A 16,701-nucleotide genomic window follows, 5' to 3' on the forward strand; every position below is an offset into this window, starting at 1 on the left:
ATGAACCATGACGACTCACTGAACATCATTCCACCCAGCCTGCCGAAGGGCGGTGGCGCGATTCGAAGTCTTGGGGATGGTTTGGGTGCCGTAGGCGCGAGGGGAACGGCGTCATATGCGTTGCCCTTGCCTATTTCCCCTGGACGCGGCCTTGCGCCGGACCTTGCGTTGAGCTATCGCAGCGATGCGGGCAACAGCGACTTCGGTATGGGCTGGAGCAAGACGGTTAATGCCATCAGTCGGCGCACATCCCAAGGCGTACCTACCTACACCGATGAGGACTTGGTTCTCGGCCCCGACGGCGAAGTGTTGATGCCGGAACGGGATGACCGCGATGGACAACTAGTCCAGAGGACCGAAACCCATTACCGCGGGCTAGACGTCGGCAGTCACCAGGTGACACGTTACTGGCCCCGCATCGAAGGCGCATTTGCCTTGATTGAGCGCTGGACCTCAAACGCCGATCAGACCATGTTCTGGCTGGTGCATACGGCAGACGGCAGCCTTCACATTTACGGTAAGACCGCGGACTCACGGTTGGCTTGTCCTGATGATGAGACAAACGTAGCCGCTTGGTTGATTCATGAAAAAGTTAACCCCGCTGGCGAGCACGTGGCCTATGAATATAAACGTGACACCGACGCGCCAGGCCCCGACCAGCCCCGTGATGGCCGTGCCCAGCGTTACTTGAGCGCGGTGCATTACGGTAATGCCCAGGGACATAGGCACCTTTATGCCTGGAAAGTTGCTGGCTGGGCCAATGTGCAGTGGCACTTTCATCTGGTGTTTGACTACGGGGAGCGGCCCCGTGGGATCGAGGCGGTCCCAGCCTATGCTGGAACAGAACATTGGACTGCACGGACGGATGCCTACTCCGACTACCGCTATGGCTTCGGACTGTGGACGCAACGCTTGTGCCACCAAGTCCTGATGTTTCACAGCTTTGCGGAACTCGGACCTGAGCCGGTCCTGGTACAACGTTTGCTACTCGAGTACCACACTACCGCCCTGGGCTACAGCCACTTGAGCGCAGCCCATTCCCAGGCGTGTGACGGTAATGGCGTGCTTCATAGCCGCCCCCCTATTGAGTTTACTTATCAGGCGTTCTCCCCGGTTGAAGATGTGACGGGGTTCCAACCTTTCGATGCGATGCCCGGCTTGAACGATGGTGATCGCTACCATCTGTTCGATCTGCTGAGCGAAGGCATGGCAGGCATTCTCTATCGCAGCGACAAAAGCTGGTATTACCGCTCGCCCAAACGGGCCGAGGCTCCGACCCATCCCGATGAGGTGGTTTATGACGAGTGGCGTGAGCTCGAACGCATTCCCGTCGCCGATAGCACAAAACCTGTGCGGCAATTCCTGGCGGACATCACGGGTGATGGCACTCCGGATTGGATCATCGCCAAGCCGGGTTGGAGCGGCTTTTTCACCTACCGGCCGGATGGCCGCTGGGATCAGTTCATCTCGCTGAAGGCACTGCCCAATGAGTTCTTTCATCCTCAGGCGCAACTGGCGGACCTGATGGGCGCAGGGCTGCAGGACCTGGCAATGATCGGTCCACACAGCGTGCGCCTTTATGCGAGCGGTCGCGCAGAAGGATATCGAGCCGCCCAGGAAGTGGCGCACAGTATCGACGATGACTGCCTGCCGCTATTCAGTCGCGCGAATGACCGACTGGTGGCGTTCTGTGACGTGCTGGGTTCCGGCCAGCAGCATCTTGTTGAAGTGCGCCATGATCAGCTCAAATGCTGGCCTAACCTGGGGCGTGGGCGTTTCGGCAAGGGTTTTGTGTGGTGCAAGTTACCCTTCACCTACGATGAGTTCGACGCGTCACAGGTGCTGCTCGCCGATTTCGACGGCTCTGGTGCTGTCGACCTGGTGTTATTGCGGCCGAACTGTGCGCTGATCTATATGAACCGTGGTGGCAACGGTTTTGATGAAGTCCCCCTGTGCCTGCCTTGGCCACCCGGTGTGAACTATGACCGATTTTGCCAAGTCAGCGCCGCGGACCTGCAAGGGCAGGGGTATTCGAGCCTGGTGCTGACCGTGCCCCATATGAGCCCTCGGCACTGGCGCTATGACCTGGTTCACGCCAAGCCGTACCTGTTGTGTGGCACCAACAATAACCTCGGTGCTGCCGCAACTGTCGTGTACCGCAGTTCGGCCCAGGAGTGGTTGGATGAAAAACAATACCTCCAGGCCCGCGAACAACCAGCGGTGTGCCACCTGCCATTTGCGCTGCCCTTGGTCAGCGTCCAAATACAGCATGATGAAATCACCGGCAACCAATTGACCCAGCGGTTCAGCTATCGAAAGGCCTTCTACGAAGGCGTCGAGCGTGAGTTTCATGGGTTCGCCTTGCAGCTGTCGAGCGACTGCGAAGAGCAGGCAAATGGGCAGCGCGAGGAGGGTTACAGCGCGCCGGTGTTGCGCAAAACCTGGTATCACGTCGGTGACACCGTGGACCCACCCACCCAGGACTACTTCGACGGGGATAGTGACGCTATCGATTTGAAGGGTACGCTCTACAGCTATTATCACGAGGCGGACGACTGCGATCAGTTGGTCGTCCCCGATGCCAAGGAACAGGAACAAATGTGCAATGCACTGGTTGGGCAGGTGCTGCGCAGTGAACTCTTTGACTTTGGTGACGAGGACGGCACGCCGTATTCCGTCGAGCAGCATCGCTACCTGCTGCGCAGGCTGCAGCGTCCCACCGGTGGAAAACATGCCCCCTATCATGTGCTGCACGTATTACCGGTTGAAATCATCACCTATCGCTACGAGCGCAAAAGCGCCGACCCTGTGTGTCAGAAGACCTTGAATTTGCACTGGGATGCTGTCGGCAACCCGACCGACAGCGTTACCGTCGAATACGCCCGGCGTCTCACTGCTCGGAGTGATCCGGCGTGCCAATTGGACCCTCACACGCTTGCGCCGCAAAAACGCTGGTGGTGCGACACCCATGATGATGCACAGCAGCGTTACTACCTGACGCAGACCCTTGCGCGATTCATCAACCTGACCGAGCCCGACGCCTGGCGCTTGGGCCTGCCGTATTTGCAACGCACCGATGCGATGGTGCTGGTCAAGGGCGCTGGCCCCAAAGGCCTGATGCCGCAAGACATTACCTACGAATACTTTACGTCCGCCAGCGCCGACAACCCGCTCAATGACAGCATCCAGCGCCAGCTGGTCGGGCAATCGCTGCAGCGTTATCGCAAGCTTCCCGGTAACACGCCATGGCCCGACGGCCAGGCCGGTTTCGAGGCTTTGCCGGACTATGTGGAGAGGGCTGAGCTCGATAAACCCGCGCTCCAGGCGTATGACCTGCTCAAGAATGAACACGGCGATATGCCGTTTGACCTGGCGGCACGCCTGACCGAGATCGGCTACCGCCGCATGCCCTGGCTGCTCGGCCCGCAATTGGAACCGGAGCCGCTTTGGTCGATCAGGCGGGGCTTCTACACCTATGCCCCATTGTCCGACTTTCATCAGGTCTTGACGGTGCAGCAGACCCAGGCCCACGGCGTGACGTTACTGGGCTATGACCCTCACCGATGCCTGAACACGTCGGTGACCTTGCCTGATGGCTGTAAGACTCAGGTCGAGAAAATTGATTACCGCTTGATGCAACCTGCCCGCATCCTCGACCCCAATCAAAATAGCCAGGAAGTCCTACATGGCGCTTTCGGACAGGTGCTGGCTACCAGCTTTTACGGTGTGGAGCGCGGTGAGGCCGTGGGATTCGACCCCGTTGACAATTATCAACGGCCACAGGACGACAGCCCCGCCCACGCGATCGAGGCGCCGGAGCAAGCACTGCAAGGTGCCGCCACCGCTTATTTCGAAAACCCGTTCAGTTGGATGGGCCGCATACCCGAAGTTGACCGGTCGGACTTGGCCTGGCTTGACGAGTGCGTTAAGCAAGGCGACCTGTTGCCCAGTGGCCACATACGCGCTGGCGCGCATGCGCTTTTACCGACGCAAGACTTGACGCCTGCACGCCAGCGCCTGCGTGCGCTCCTGGTGAACGTGCAGCGCGAACCGGTGCATGGTGTGCTCCTCCTGGCGGATAATGATCCGACTGCCCCTGACCGGCAGATTCGCATGACGATCCGCTGTTGGGATGGATTCGGCCGTCCATTGCAAACCAAGCATAAGGTGGACGATGGCTATGCGTACCAGGTGCAGTCGGACGGCACCCTGGCGCTGGACTCCGAGGGCAAGCCGATTACGCTGCCGGATGTGCCGCGCTGGCGCGTCAGCGAGCGGGTCGAGTACAACAACAAGGGGCTTGCGGTGAGGGTGTATCGGCCGTACTTTGCCTCGAATTGGCATTGCATCAACGACGCCAGCTCCAGCCTGCACGGCTACTACGATACACAGCTCTACGACCCGTTGGGGCGGCCGACGAATACTATTCTTGCCAAGGAAGGCCATCTGCGGCGTCAGACTTTCCGTTGCTGGTACACCATCAGTGAGGATGAAAACGACACGTATGAAGAAACCCGAGCAGCCATGGCGTACGCGGATGTCACGCCATTATTCAATCCCCAGGTGCACACGCATACGCCTGACCTGACGGCGATTGAACCGCGCGGCCTGGCCTGCCGCGCAGTTGCCTATTGCCGCAGCGATCCGCAGGGGGCGGCAGACCTGAGAGTCACACGCACGCTTTACAACAAGGCAGGCCAGGCAACTGCCCAATGGGACCCCCGCTTGCATTTACTGCATGAAGGCGACCCTACGGTGCCGGCAAACCTGACAACTGTTTACTCCTTGGGCGGCCAGGTGCTGAGTACCCAAAGCGTCGACGCTGGGTGGCGTGTCCACGTGTTTGGTGAAGCCGGGCAAAACGTGTATTCGCAGGATGGGCGGGGTACGCAGCGCGAGGTCGAATTTGATGAGTTGATACGACCGTTGGCAGTGGTTGAGCAAGGCTTGTGCACGGAGCGCTTTACCTATGCGCGTGCAGAGCCAGTCCATGCCGACAGTAACCTATGCGGGCAGGTCATCCGGCAGGATGACACTGCGGGCACTCGCCATTTCAACGAGTACGCGATGGGCGGTACCGTATTGGATCATGTGCAGCATTTCCTGAAGACCCTGGATATGCCGGACTGGCCGAAATCCTTGCACCTGCGCAATGCCTTGTTGGAGCCTGGCGAGGGGTTGCGCACTCAGGTTTACCTCGATGCACTCGGCGGGGTGCTGCAAAAGATCGATGTGGCAGGTAATCACCAGGGCTTCCGCTACACGGTCGACGGCCAATTGCGTGAGGCGTGGCTCAGGCTCAAGGGGGCGTCAGCGCAAACGACTCTGGTGAGCGCCATTGTCTACGATGCGCACGGCAAGATAGAACGCAAAACCCTGGGCAATGGTGTGGTCAGGCAGTTTGATTACTGTCCTCTAGACGGTCGATTACGCCAGCTGTCCAGTTATCGCGGCAGTGGCGCGCTCTTGCAGGACCTTCATTACGAGTATGAACCGGCGGGTAACGTTGTCAGAATTAAGGACACGACGCTAGCGGTGCGGTTTTTTAACAATCAGCGTATCGATCCGATCAGTTGCTACCACCACGACAGCATCGGTCAATTGGTCAGGGCAACTGGCTTTGAAGCGGGCAGTCTTCGCCAAGGGCCGAATCACGTGGCCGACCCCCTCGCAATAGCCAAATACTGTCAGACGTACCGCTATGACAGGGGCGGCAATTTGCTGGAGTTGATCCACCAAGGGCCACAAAGCCATGGGCGGATTTTGAAGGCGGCTCCCTTCAGCAATCGCTGCTTGCCTGAAAGTCAGGGTGTGTCGCTGACCCAAGCTGATTTCGACGACGAGTTTGACCCCAATGGCAACCTACTCAGGCTGGAGGGCCGACCGCTGAATTGGGATCAGCGTAACCAATTGCTCCACGTAGAGCCGGTGGTGCGCGAATCCACCGACAATGACAGTGAGCATTACGTCTACGACTCAGAAGGTAAGCGTCGGCGCAAAGTGCGCATTGCCCATACCAATGCGCGTGCTGTCACCCAGGAAACACGCTATTTACCGGATTTGGAGATCCGTAATGTGCACGGCAATGTGTTGCATGTGATCACTGTGGGTGAAGTGCAGGTGCTGCACTGGGAAACAGCGCGACCCAAGCGAGTGGCAAATGATCAGTACCGCTACAACCTGGATGATCATTTGCGATCATGGGCCGTAGAGCTGGATGGTATGGCGAAGGTCGTCAGTCGCGAAAGTTACCATCCGTTTGGCACTACAGCTCTTTGGGAGCGTGGTGATTCCAGTGAAGAGAGTTATCGTACGCTGGGTTACGTGGGCAAGGAGTGCGATGCGACGGGGCTTTACTACTTCAAGCGACGCTATTACTTACCTTGGCAACAGCGATGGTTGAGCCCGGACCCCGAATTGATGATTGACGGGCCCAACCTCTACCGGATGGTCGGAAACAACCCTGTCAATCTTATTGACGATGATGGCTTGAAAGGGAAAAGAGCCCAGGACGAACAATCTTCGGCTTCGTCCTCGAAGCGACCCAGGTTGGACAACCAGGCAGGGCCTTCGTCCCAGGTGACCAGCGTCCCACCCCGAGTCAGGGCCCGACATCCAGATTCGGAAGGAGAATCGGAAAGTGAGGATCCGGATATTTTCTATCGTGCGCTGCGCAAGGATGAAACCAGGCTTAAACTCAGGGGGCTTCGACCGCCGATCGGGCATGACAAGTTCACCAGTTCGTATGAACATGTTCGAAGAGGCACGAGGGCCCTGCTCAAGTCCAGATGGATCTCAGGCACGCGCTCTCTCAAAGTGGCGGGCATATGGGCTGCCGAGGGAAGCAAGAGGGTCGTGAAGTTTCGCAGGCCGGCTGAGAGCACTACCTTTGATCTGACCACTGAACAGGGGCGCGCGGCGATGCAGCAGGAGCATGCAGATGCACCGGGCTCGAAGCCGATTGGAGGTGAATTAAACAGGGTGATGAATTTTGCTAAAGGCTCGCAGGAGGTATTGATTGACTCCTACGTCGAGCCCGAAGCGATCCTGGAGGTGTATGAAGCCACTCTCATCAGTGAGAAAGAGCGTCTTGAATGGGTAAAGAATAATCCAGGGCCGAGTGCGGAACAAAAAGTTATTCGCACGCGCTCAACTGTGGACTCGCCGCATAAAAGCGTGTTGCTCAAACGGATCAATCCGGCCTGAATCTGATTCACTTGTCCCCGTGGCTCAGTCTGCAAATCGGCCTTGAAGGTGCTCGGCACGAAATTCCAGGGTTTGCGGGCGATAGCCAGGGCGCAAGGGCGGGGTGGGCAGGCAGTCGTCCCACGTCGCCCTGGCCTGCAACTCGCCGGGGCCACGATAGCGGGGGGCGGCGTAGACGTTGTCGGCCAGGTTGACCGAGTCGCCCGGTGCATAGGCGGCGACGCGCCAGCGCAGTTCGGTCAGCGGTACATCGTTGCCGTTGTTGAGGGTCAACTTTAGCGGGCGGTCGGCCGGGCACTCTTGCGGGGCGTAGCTGATGCGCAGTTCCAGGCGCGCCAGTTGCGAGGCTTCGCGGTTGTCCAGCCATACCACCCAGATCGCCACGAAACCCAGGCCCACGGCGGCGGCCAGCGACACCGGCAAGGCTCTGGCCGGGTAGCGCAGTAGCAGGACCAGCCAAGTGATGATCAGTAGAACGCCAAAAAACATGATGACAGTCTCATATGCGGATAAAACATCCTACTCGCGGGCGGGTGTGGATGCCTAACGCAGGATCAGTTTTCCTGTGCGAGGAACCGGCCCACGCATTTTGTCCACAGAGCTATAACAGGGAAGTACGGATTGTCCAGGATGTACTTATCGCAGTCTGATCAAGTGAGATAAACGATGACTATTGCAGCCCTTCTTGCTCCTGAGGTTACCTCTTCCCTAGCGTCGGTGGCGACCGCGCTTATCACATCTTCAAAAGTGGCTGAGCAGTCCCACCCTGCATCGCTCACGCAAACGATTGACGCGGCAGGATCACACCCGTTTTCGCGTAGGCAGGCTCAGAAGCTGACAAACCTGAAGCAAGCCATGCTGCAATCGCGTAACTGTGACATGAGCGCCAAGGGTGTGGGTATTGCCGTGGGCGGCATGGCCGTGCAGGAGGCTGGGCAAAAGTTAGCTGCCAGTGGTGGCCTTCTCTCCAAAGCCTTGGGTCTAGTGATGATTGTGGGAGGCAAGGTTGCCCAAGCGCATGGCGCCGAAAAATTCGATCTTGCAGGACGTCCGACGATCGCCCTCGGGAGCTCGCCCGAGTGGGACTGCCGACGCCGCTGAAACCTACCACCCCAGGTGTTTATTGGCTTCGAGACACGAACCAGTGTGGAGTCTTTTTACAAAAAACCGGGTACGCAGACGCTCTGTAAGCCCTTCAGTAACCCTACTGCCATCTTACGAAGTGAGATCCACCATGGCCATTCCAAACATCCTCGCTCCTGCGCAGATTTCTCCTGTAGTACCTGCATCCGTACCAGCGCCTGTCGTGCTGGGAACAATCGATCAAGCCCCCAGGGAGGAGGTCAGCTCGCGCCTATTCCCTCGTATGCAAAACATGAGGCTTACAAACCTGCGACAAACGGTTCTGCAAGGCGTCAATGACAAACTGAATGCGTACTTCTTCCCACCGCTCTACAACGATAAAAAGGACAAAGCCCAGGGGGCCGCTCTGACCGTTGTCGGGGGAATGGCCAAGGTGCTCGGAAAGACAGTGTCCAACTCCGGGGGATTTGCCTCCAAAGCCGCAGGTGGGGCGCTTATGTGGGGAGGGAAGGCCGCTGAAAAACTTGGCAAGGATCAATTCAAAAACGCGGGGAAAGATCACTCCAGCGGCAATTACAACGCCTTTTCCCCAAGAAATTGGGGCGTCAATTCGATGGGACACAATGGGGGCGTCCGCTGATAGGTGTAGAGAACCCTTGAACGAGAAAAGCCCCCACCCAACCCACTGCGGATAGGGGACGCAATGGGCTGGGCGAGGGCTTCTTGTACGACTGTTTTACTGCGCGATAGTTTTCACCGACACGCCACGTTCTACCGGTGTGGAGCGACCGTAGATATCTTCAAAGCGCTCGATATCGTCTTCACCCAGGTAGCTGCCCGATTGCACTTCGATGATCTCCAACGGGATCTTGCCCGGGTTGCGCAGGCGGTGCACCGAGGCGATCGGGATGTAGGTGGACTGGTTCTCGGTGAGCAGGAACACGTTCTCGTCACAGGTCACTTCGGCCGTACCGCTGACCACGATCCAGTGTTCGGCGCGATGGTGGTGCATTTGCAGCGACAGGCACGCGCCCGGCTTGACCGAGATGTGCTTGACCTGGAAGCGGCCGCCCATGTCCACCGAATCGTAGGAGCCCCACGGACGGTACACTTCACAGTGGTTCTGGGTTTCGCTGCGGCCCTGGTCGTTGAGGGTGTTGACCATCTGCTTCACGCCCTGGACCTTGTCCTTGTGGGCAATCATCATCGCGTCCTTGGTTTCCACCACTACGATGTTGTCCAGGCCGATCACCGACACCAGTTTGCCGTTGCCGTGGATCATGCAGTTGCGGCTGTCCTGGATCACCACGTCGCCTTTGCTGACGTTACCGTGGACGTCTTTGTCGTTGACCGCCCACAGCGAGGCCCAGCAGCCCACGTCGCTCCAACCGGCACTCAGTGGCACCACACAGGCGCGCTGGGTTTTTTCCATCACGGCGTAGTCGATGGAATTGTCCGGGCAGCAGGCGAAGGTGGCTTCGTCGAACGACACGGTATCGGCGGTCTGTTCGCTGCGTTCCAGGGTCAGCAGGCAGGTGTCGTAGATGTCCGGGTCGTGCTTTTTCAGCTCTTCGAGGAAGCGGCTGGCGCGGAACAGGAACATGCCGCTGTTCCAGAAGTAACCGCCGCTTTTGACGAACTCGACGGCGCGTTTTTCATTGGGTTTTTCCACGAACTGCTCGACGCGGCTCACGCCTTCGGGCAGCAGCGAATCGTTGGTGGACTTGATGTAGCCATAACCGGTTTCCGGGCGGGTGGCCGGCACGCCAAACAGCACCATCTCGCCACGCTCTGCGGCCACGGTGGCCAGGGCCAGGGCGCGTTGCAGGGCTTTCTGGTCGTCGATCACGTGGTCGGCGGGCAGCACCAGCATCAGCTCGTCACGGCCTTCGTTGACCAGCATCATTGCGGTGAGGGCCACGGCCGGCGCGGTGTTGCGGCCGAACGGCTCCATCAGGATGCGTTGGCTTTCCAACTTACGGGCGGCCAGTTGTTCGTTGACGATAAAGCGGTGGTCCTTGTTGCAGACCACGATCGGGGTGTCCATGCCTTCGAACACCAGGCGCTCCAGGGTCTGCTGGAACAGCGTGTGTTCACCGGTCAGGGCCAGGAACTGTTTAGGGAACTGTTTACGGGAAAGCGGCCAAAGACGTGAGCCGCTACCACCGGAAAGGATGACTGGAATCATGGGTGTTTCTCCTTGAATCGATATGGGTCAGAGCTACGAAGGTTTGTCGTTTCACTCTTGTTTTTGTCTCGGTCCGGGTTGGTCTCAACCAACCCGGAAAAATGCCTTAGCGGGTCGACACTGGGCGTTTGACCCAGACTGGCGAGAGGCTCGAACCGGAGCCCGTCACATACAGCACCGCCGCTTCACCGCGTTCCAAGGCAACCGGCTTCACATCGCCGACTTTCTTGTCACCGTCATACAACGCCAGGCTTACTTTCACCGGGTTGATCTCACGCTCGCCACGGCCCTTGGCTGCCACTGACTTGACCACATCCGTCTTACCATCCGCGGTTTTCAGGGTCAGGGCCTTGTCGCTGAGGTTCTGCACGCGCACCAGGGATTTCTGCTTGTTCTTGAACGGCGGTTCCTCGATCAGTTGTGGCTGGCCGCTGCCGCTGTTGACCAGGGTGTAGTAGTGGTCCGGAGCGAGCTTGACCGGTACGGTCTGGCTGCCGACCTTGGCGCTGTAGTCACCGCCGGGCATGAAGCTGAAGTCGCTGCTGGCCAGTGGGGCCACGTCGCTCAGGTTGGTGGCGCCGACGGTAGCGCTGACTTCCTGGTTGCTGGCGTTGTAGATGCGCACGAAGCTCGAGCCTTTTGGCGCGGTAGGGCCGTACAGGGCAGCGTCGCCACTGGCGAAGGCGGACATCGATACGAAGCTCAAACCGGCTGCGATGGCCAGGGTTTTAGCGAGACGACGAGGAGTTGTAGTGAAAGTCATGTGAGTTACCTCTCTTTCAGTTTTGCGCCCGGTCGGGCGTCTCGGATTTAGTGTTGATGGCCATGTTCTGTTGGCGCGAACCGGCTTGTTTAAGCTGCGCAACCCACGCGGGGTCGGCATCACCGATTTCGTTGTTCACGGGCAGATAACGTTCAGGAAACTCCCAGATCAGCACCTGGGGCGGGCTGTTCTTGAAGTCATCGCTTTTCAGGTAGCTGAGCATCGGCAGGATCGGGCCGTGGCCGTCTTCGGCGTAGCTGACCACGTCGCTGCCCAGGGCTTGCTTGAGGGCGCCGACGAAATTCCAGTTGGGGTTGGCGCTGTAGCTGGTGCCCACCAGCGCCACCGGGGTTTCGCTGTCGCTGAACAGCGCGTCGTCACCTTGGGTTTCGGCCAGGTGCGTGACGCGTTTTTGCAGCGGCTCTTGCGGCGGCATCAGGTTTTCGAACAGCGGGTCCAGCGGCAGGAACAGACGCAGGTCGCCTTTGTGCGGTGTGGTGCTCTCGGCCTCGGTGACAAAACGCTGGGGCTCGCCGCTCAGCGGGGTCTTGGCGGCAATGGTCTTGGCCAATTGCTTGGCCGCGATTTCAGCGCCGTCCGGGGTCCAGTGGGTGTCGGTGCGCAGGAACACCTGCTTGCCGCCGAGCTTGGCCTGTTGCAGCGGGCCGAGCAGGTCCGGGGCGATGATCTTGTCGGCGGCGACACGGGCGTGGAAGTCCTGGTACAGGTTGGCGTGGATGCTCGCCGGCTTCACTTCACCCAGGTGTTCCGGGTACAGGCGTACCTTGGCCGGTACGATCGCCATCACCAGTTGGATGCCCTGGGCCTTGAGCTTCTGGCGTACGCCTTCGACCAGCGCGTAGTTACCTTCCAGGTTCTGGTCTTCGTTGACGGCGGGGTTGAACTCCTCGTCGCTGTACAACCAGTGATCGCGACCCAGCACCACGCCGGGACGGCCTTCATTGAACAGCTTGTAGTCCAGCGCCGCCCACAGGTTGGTGCCCAGGCGCTTGATCGGGAATTGGTCGTCGTAGTGGGTCTCGACCGCCTTGGTCCAGCGACCGTTGAGCACGGTGGCGTCGGCATTGGTGCTGAAGCCGAAGAAGCTGCGCAGCGACCAGGCGCCCAGGGCGAGCAACACCACCAGGAACAGGCCGATATAGAGGACGCGTAATGAACGGGTCATGGTCGGCTCCCTCAGAATTGGAAGTAAAGGAACGGCGAGAAACTCTGCGCCGACAGTTTGAGAATCGACGCCACGAACAGCAGCAGCACCGCAGCGCGCATGGCGTAGCGTGACCAGTCAGCGGTCCAGTAGGCCGGTTGCACAGCGGCATCCTGGCCCACGGTGAAGCCGGGCTCGTGGATGCTGCCGGGGTTGTCGCCCGGCACGGCCTTGATCAGGCTCGGGTCGGCCGGCTTGGTCTTCTCGGCAGGGCGATTGGTGTAGAAATCGCGCAGGCCGAAGAACGCCAGGGTTGCGTAGGCCACCACCAGGGTTGCCACTTGCAGGCCGGTGAGGTTGGCACGGTTGAGTTCCGACAGCGACCACTCGCCAAAGCTGAACATCGCACCGTACATACGGCCGGCGACGTGCAGGTTTTCGGCGCGGAAGATCACCCAGCCCATCACTACCAGCAGGAAGGTGAAGGCCCAGCGCACGACGTTGAAGCTGCGTGGCGCGGTGTTGAGGCCGATGGCTTTTTCAATCGCCAGCCACATGCCGTGCCACGCGCCCCATACGATGTAGGTGATGTTCGCACCATGCCACAGGCCACCGAGCAGCATGGTCAGGAACAGGTTGCGGTAGGTGGTCAGCGTGCCTTTACGGTTGCCACCCAGGGTGATGTACAGGTAGTCACGCAGCCAGGTGGACAGGCTGATGTGCCAGCGCCGCCAGAACTCGGTGATCGACTGGCTGATGTACGGCTGCTTGAAGTTTTCCATGAAGCGGAAGCCCATCATCAAGCCCAGGCCGATGGCCATGTCGCTGTAGCCGGAGAAGTCGAAGTACAGCTGCGCGGTGTAGGCCAGCGCGCCGAGCCAGGCATCGCCGGTGGTGGGGTTCTGCAGGGCGAAGCAGTGGTCGGCGACGACTGCCAGGGTGTCGGCAATGAACACCTTCTTGATGAAGCCCTGCATGAACCGCGTGCAGCCCTCGGAGAATTTGTCGAGGGTGTGGGTGCGGTTGTTGAACTGGTCGGCCAGGTCGCGAAAGCGCAGTACCGGGCCGGCAATCAGGTGCGGGAAGATCGCCACGAACGCCGCAAAGTCGATCAGGTTGCGGGTCGCCGGGGTATCGCCACGGTACACGTCGATGATGTAGCTGATCGACTCGAAGATGTAGAACGAGATACCGATCGGCAGCAGCACGTGCGTCAGGATGAACGGCTCAAGGCCCGCCGACTTCATCATCACGTTGATGCTGTCGACGCCGAAGTTGGCGTACTTGAAGTAGCCGAGGATGCACAGGTCGACCGCCACGCCGAGCAGCAGCCAGCGCTGGGCCGGCTTGGTGCGCACACCGGCGGCACCGACTTTCAGGCCGATCCAGTAGTTCCACAGCGTCACGGCGGCGAACAGCGCCAGGAAGTCCACTCGCCACCAGGCGTAGAACACGTAGCTGGCAATCAGCAGCAGCAGGTTGCGATAGCGTTGCCCGCTCAAGTAGTACAAGCCGAGAAAGATCGGCAAGAACAGAAACAGGAACACATTGGACGAGAAAACCATCCCGATCTCTCCATGTTTAACCAACAGTCAAGGGCCAGAGCCCCCCCAAACCCCCCCACGAAAAATCGGGGGCGGGCCGTACAACATTCCAACTGACGAAACCGACTCGAACTGTGGGAGGGGGCAAGCCCCCTCCCACATGTTTTACCGCGTTTCGTCAGGAACCTTTGTTGCCTTTCTCATGCGTCGGGTCATAGACCTTGGTCAGGTCGCCCCCGAGGCGGAAGGTCTTGAACGGCTGCATCCCATGCTTGCGCTCGAGCACATCCGGCGCGCAGGTGTAGAGGGTGCAGAAGGGTTCGAGCCAGGCGAATTTCATGTCCTGCTTCAAGTCCTTCATGTCCTGTTCCTTGCCGTTCTTCTGTTCGAAGATCTCGGGATCCTTGACCCCGGCGAGCACTTTGTCGCCCAGGCGCTTGAGCGCGCCGTTGTTTTCCTGGCGCAGGTCCACGCCATTGACCAGGGCAAAGCTGGCGATCATCGACAGCGGCGGCAGAGCGTAGTTGTGGTACGACAGGGCGCGTTGCTGACGCTTCAATTCGTTCGGCAGGAAGCCCTGGTCGTCGACCTGGTTCACGCCGACCTTGTATTCCTTCACCGCCCAATCAAACAGATCGCGACGGTTGGTGGCGACGGACGTTGCCATCACCGACCAGGCGGCCCAGTAGGAATGGTTGTTGGTTTTTTCCAGGGGCAGGTTGTCCCAGTCGCTGACCACTTGATCGGCGAGCTTGTTGAACCAGGCTTCGATCAGTTGCGATTCCTGCTGGTGATTGGCCAACGGGTGCGAGTCGGAGAACTTCAGGCGCACATAGGCCGAGGCCATGCTGCCCAGCGCCCACTTGCGCATGGACTTGCCGGTGTGGTTGAAGTCCTTGGACATCAATGCATCGGCCTTGGCCCACGACACCAGCCAGTTCAGGGTGCATTCGAGCTGCTCGGGGCGGCCGTCACGCATGAACTGCATCACGCGTTTGCTGGTGTCTTTTTCCAGCTTGGTGATGTCGGCGGTGCTGTCGCGGAAGGCTTTTTCCGACTGCACGTTCAGGGTTGAACGCGCCTTGTCCGAGCCTTCGTACTTGCTGCGAAACTGCAGCGGCCCGGTGTAGGGCGCCGGCATGGTGTCGCAGTTTTCCTTGAAGTCGCCGGTCTTGAACGCTTCAATCGGTGCGAAATAGCCTTGTGGCGGACGCAGCGGTGCGGCGGCGTTGACGGAGCCTGCGAACATCGCCAGGCCCAGCAGCGTAGGGATCAGTAACTTCTGCATAGGTAACCTCATTTCCCAGTTGAAGCGGTCTGTTGACCACCGGCCGGGAATACGTTGCGTGTGCAAATTTTCGCTTCGACCTTCTGCGCAGCAGCGCCCGCTTCGGGACCCTGCACTTCCACGGCCAGCAGGTTCTGCGAGGCCCAGTCTTCATCGGTGCGCAGTTCAAAGGCGAAACGCCCGTCTGTATCGGATGTCTCGGGTTTCTCGATCTTGATGTCCTCGTGGCGCCCGTTCATGTACCAGAGGGTGGCTTGCAGGGTTTTCACCGACGGATCGGCGAAGCGGATATCGACCTGGTGATTGGCATTACGCAGGTCTTTGTTCGAACTGTTCACCAGCAATTCGTTCTTGCCGGGTTTCAAGGTGGTGCTCGCGGTCATCTGCGCGGTCTTGCCTTCGCAGCCGTTGTCGAGCAGGGCCATCATCTGGCGGTAGATGGTCTCCTGGTCCAGGCGATACAGCGGCGAGAACTCCCAGATGAGGATTTTCGGCGGGGTCTTCTGGAATTCATCGCTGCCCAGGTACTGGATCATCGACCCTTCCAGACCGCCGCCGGGGAAGGCGACGTTGAGGATGTCGGCACCGATTTCCTGTTCCAGGAAGCCGGCGAAGTTGTAGTTCTTGCCGCTGTGGCTGGTGCCCACCAGGGTGATCTGCGGATTGCCCGAATCGCCGAACAGGTCGCCGTCGCCCGCTTCGCCCTTGGGCTCGGTGGTGAACTGGTCCATGTACTGGATCGCGTAGCTGGTGCCGCACAGTTGCCCGGCCATGTTGTGCAGGGTGCCGGTCTTGCCCATGCGCCCGGAGCGCTTGGTTTCGAATTCACGCTTGGGAATATCCGCGAACTCGGGCATCGCACGCACTTTGGCACCGACGATTTTTGCGGTGCGCTGGGCGCCGTACGGGGTCCAGTGCTGGTCGCCACGGAAGTAGAAATCGTGGGCCGGCAGCTCTTCCGGCAGTTGCTCGTTGGTCAGCGGCGACAGGTCCGGCACCACGTAGCCCATCTTGGCGAAACGGCCGAGCATGGTCTTGTAGTTGCCCAGGGCCTTGTCGAAGTCGAACTTGGCTTTCTCTTCCGGGTTGAGCTTGTTGCGGTTCACCAGCCCACGGGTCGGCTGGTAGACCACCACCAGTTCCACGCCCTTGGCCTTGAACGCGTCGTGCAGCTGTTGCATGCGCTTGTAGCCGGACGGGGTGGTGTCGAATTCGGTACGCAGGTCTTCCTGGGTGCGGAACAACCAGTCGCCCTGGGCTTGCACCAGGGTGGTGAAGTTCTGCTGATAGCGCGTGGTGTAGTTGCGCGCATCATGGGCGGCCGGGCACAGGCTGCAGCATGGCTCGGCGGTGAAGGTCGGCGCCTTGACGTCGTCGGCGCGTACGCCCTGGCTGGCCGCGAGCAGGCCGAGGGTCAGACCCGAGAGGCTCAGCAGTTTGATCATGTGTGGGTGCATAAGGGTC

10 protein-coding genes are annotated in these 16,701 nt (G+C 59.5%); 3 read left to right on the top strand and 7 right to left on the bottom strand.

The genetic code is table 11. The annotated features are described in order from the left end of the window. A complete protein-coding gene (locus BM017_RS29575) occupies window positions 1-7,206 on the top strand; it encodes a SpvB/TcaC N-terminal domain-containing protein (RefSeq protein ID WP_092240829.1) in 7,206 nt (2,401 codons plus the stop codon). 24 nt (window positions 7,207-7,230) lie between these two features. Here BM017_RS29575 and BM017_RS01580 read toward each other — a convergent pair whose 3' ends face one another. Beyond that, window positions 7,231-7,695, bottom strand: a complete 465-nt coding sequence (locus BM017_RS01580; RefSeq protein ID WP_092240831.1) for a multidrug transporter — start codon at window positions 7,693-7,695, stop codon at window positions 7,231-7,233. A 177-nt stretch (window positions 7,696-7,872) separates the two neighbouring features. Here BM017_RS01580 and BM017_RS01585 point away from each other — a divergent pair, with 177 nt between their 5' ends. Together BM017_RS01585 and BM017_RS01590 are read left to right on the top strand one after the other, a co-directional pair. Continuing rightward, window positions 7,873-8,307 carry a hypothetical protein gene (locus tag BM017_RS01585; RefSeq protein WP_092240833.1) on the top strand — a complete coding sequence of 145 codons (435 nt, stop codon included), beginning with the start codon at window positions 7,873-7,875 and terminating at the stop codon, window positions 8,305-8,307. Between the two features lie 133 nt (window positions 8,308-8,440). Continuing rightward, window positions 8,441-8,929, top strand: coding sequence for a hypothetical protein (locus tag BM017_RS01590; RefSeq protein ID WP_139216839.1), 489 nt, complete (start codon window positions 8,441-8,443; stop codon window positions 8,927-8,929). Window positions 8,930-9,025: 96 nt separating this feature from the next. Here BM017_RS01590 and BM017_RS01595 read toward each other — a convergent pair whose 3' ends face one another. From BM017_RS01595 to BM017_RS01620, 6 genes are all read right to left on the bottom strand, one after another. Then, the gene (locus BM017_RS01595; RefSeq protein WP_071488563.1) at window positions 9,026-10,477 is read right to left on the bottom strand and encodes a mannose-1-phosphate guanylyltransferase/mannose-6-phosphate isomerase; all 1,452 of its coding nucleotides are present in this window, start codon (window positions 10,475-10,477) and stop codon (window positions 9,026-9,028) included. 106 nt (window positions 10,478-10,583) lie between these two features. After that, a complete protein-coding gene (locus BM017_RS01600) occupies window positions 10,584-11,240 on the bottom strand; it encodes an alginate O-acetyltransferase AlgF (RefSeq protein WP_092240837.1) in 657 nt (218 codons plus the stop codon). Window positions 11,241-11,256: 16 nt separating this feature from the next. Further along, window positions 11,257-12,426: an alginate O-acetyltransferase gene (locus BM017_RS01605; RefSeq protein WP_092240839.1), complete on the bottom strand. Its 1,170-nt coding sequence runs from the start codon at window positions 12,424-12,426 to the stop codon at window positions 11,257-11,259. An 11-nt stretch (window positions 12,427-12,437) separates the two neighbouring features. Then, window positions 12,438-13,970: an MBOAT family O-acyltransferase gene (locus BM017_RS01610; protein ID WP_092240841.1), complete on the bottom strand. Its 1,533-nt coding sequence runs from the start codon at window positions 13,968-13,970 to the stop codon at window positions 12,438-12,440. Between the two features lie 157 nt (window positions 13,971-14,127). Then, window positions 14,128-15,237, bottom strand: a complete 1,110-nt coding sequence (locus tag BM017_RS01615; RefSeq protein WP_092240845.1) for a mannuronate-specific alginate lyase — start codon at window positions 15,235-15,237, stop codon at window positions 14,128-14,130. An 8-nt stretch (window positions 15,238-15,245) separates the two neighbouring features. Continuing rightward, the gene (locus BM017_RS01620; RefSeq protein ID WP_092241382.1) at window positions 15,246-16,694 is read right to left on the bottom strand and encodes an alginate O-acetyltransferase; all 1,449 of its coding nucleotides are present in this window, start codon (window positions 16,692-16,694) and stop codon (window positions 15,246-15,248) included. Window positions 16,695-16,701: the final 7 nt, after the last annotated feature.

The organism is Pseudomonas sp. NFPP04 (assembly GCF_900113815.1).
In the GTDB taxonomy this organism is placed as follows: Bacteria; Pseudomonadota; Gammaproteobacteria; order Pseudomonadales; family Pseudomonadaceae; genus Aquipseudomonas; species Aquipseudomonas extremorientalis.

Excerpts from the sequence above, each read along its gene's own strand:
- BM017_RS29575 (WP_092240829.1), top strand. The coding sequence starts at position 1 with ATGAACCATGACGACTCACTGAACATCATTCCACCCAGCCTGCCGAAG.
- BM017_RS01580 (WP_092240831.1), bottom strand. The coding sequence starts at position 7,695 with ATGTTTTTTGGCGTTCTACTGATCATCACTTGGCTGGTCCTGCTACTG.
- BM017_RS01585 (WP_092240833.1), top strand. The coding sequence starts at position 7,873 with ATGACTATTGCAGCCCTTCTTGCTCCTGAGGTTACCTCTTCCCTAGCG.
- BM017_RS01590 (WP_139216839.1), top strand. The coding sequence starts at position 8,441 with ATGGCCATTCCAAACATCCTCGCTCCTGCGCAGATTTCTCCTGTAGTA.
- BM017_RS01595 (WP_071488563.1), bottom strand. The coding sequence starts at position 10,477 with ATGATTCCAGTCATCCTTTCCGGTGGTAGCGGCTCACGTCTTTGGCCG.
- BM017_RS01600 (WP_092240837.1), bottom strand. The coding sequence starts at position 11,240 with ATGACTTTCACTACAACTCCTCGTCGTCTCGCTAAAACCCTGGCCATC.
- BM017_RS01605 (WP_092240839.1), bottom strand. The coding sequence starts at position 12,426 with ATGACCCGTTCATTACGCGTCCTCTATATCGGCCTGTTCCTGGTGGTG.
- BM017_RS01610 (WP_092240841.1), bottom strand. The coding sequence starts at position 13,970 with ATGGTTTTCTCGTCCAATGTGTTCCTGTTTCTGTTCTTGCCGATCTTT.
- BM017_RS01615 (WP_092240845.1), bottom strand. The coding sequence starts at position 15,237 with ATGCAGAAGTTACTGATCCCTACGCTGCTGGGCCTGGCGATGTTCGCA.
- BM017_RS01620 (WP_092241382.1), bottom strand. The coding sequence starts at position 16,694 with ATGCACCCACACATGATCAAACTGCTGAGCCTCTCGGGTCTGACCCTC.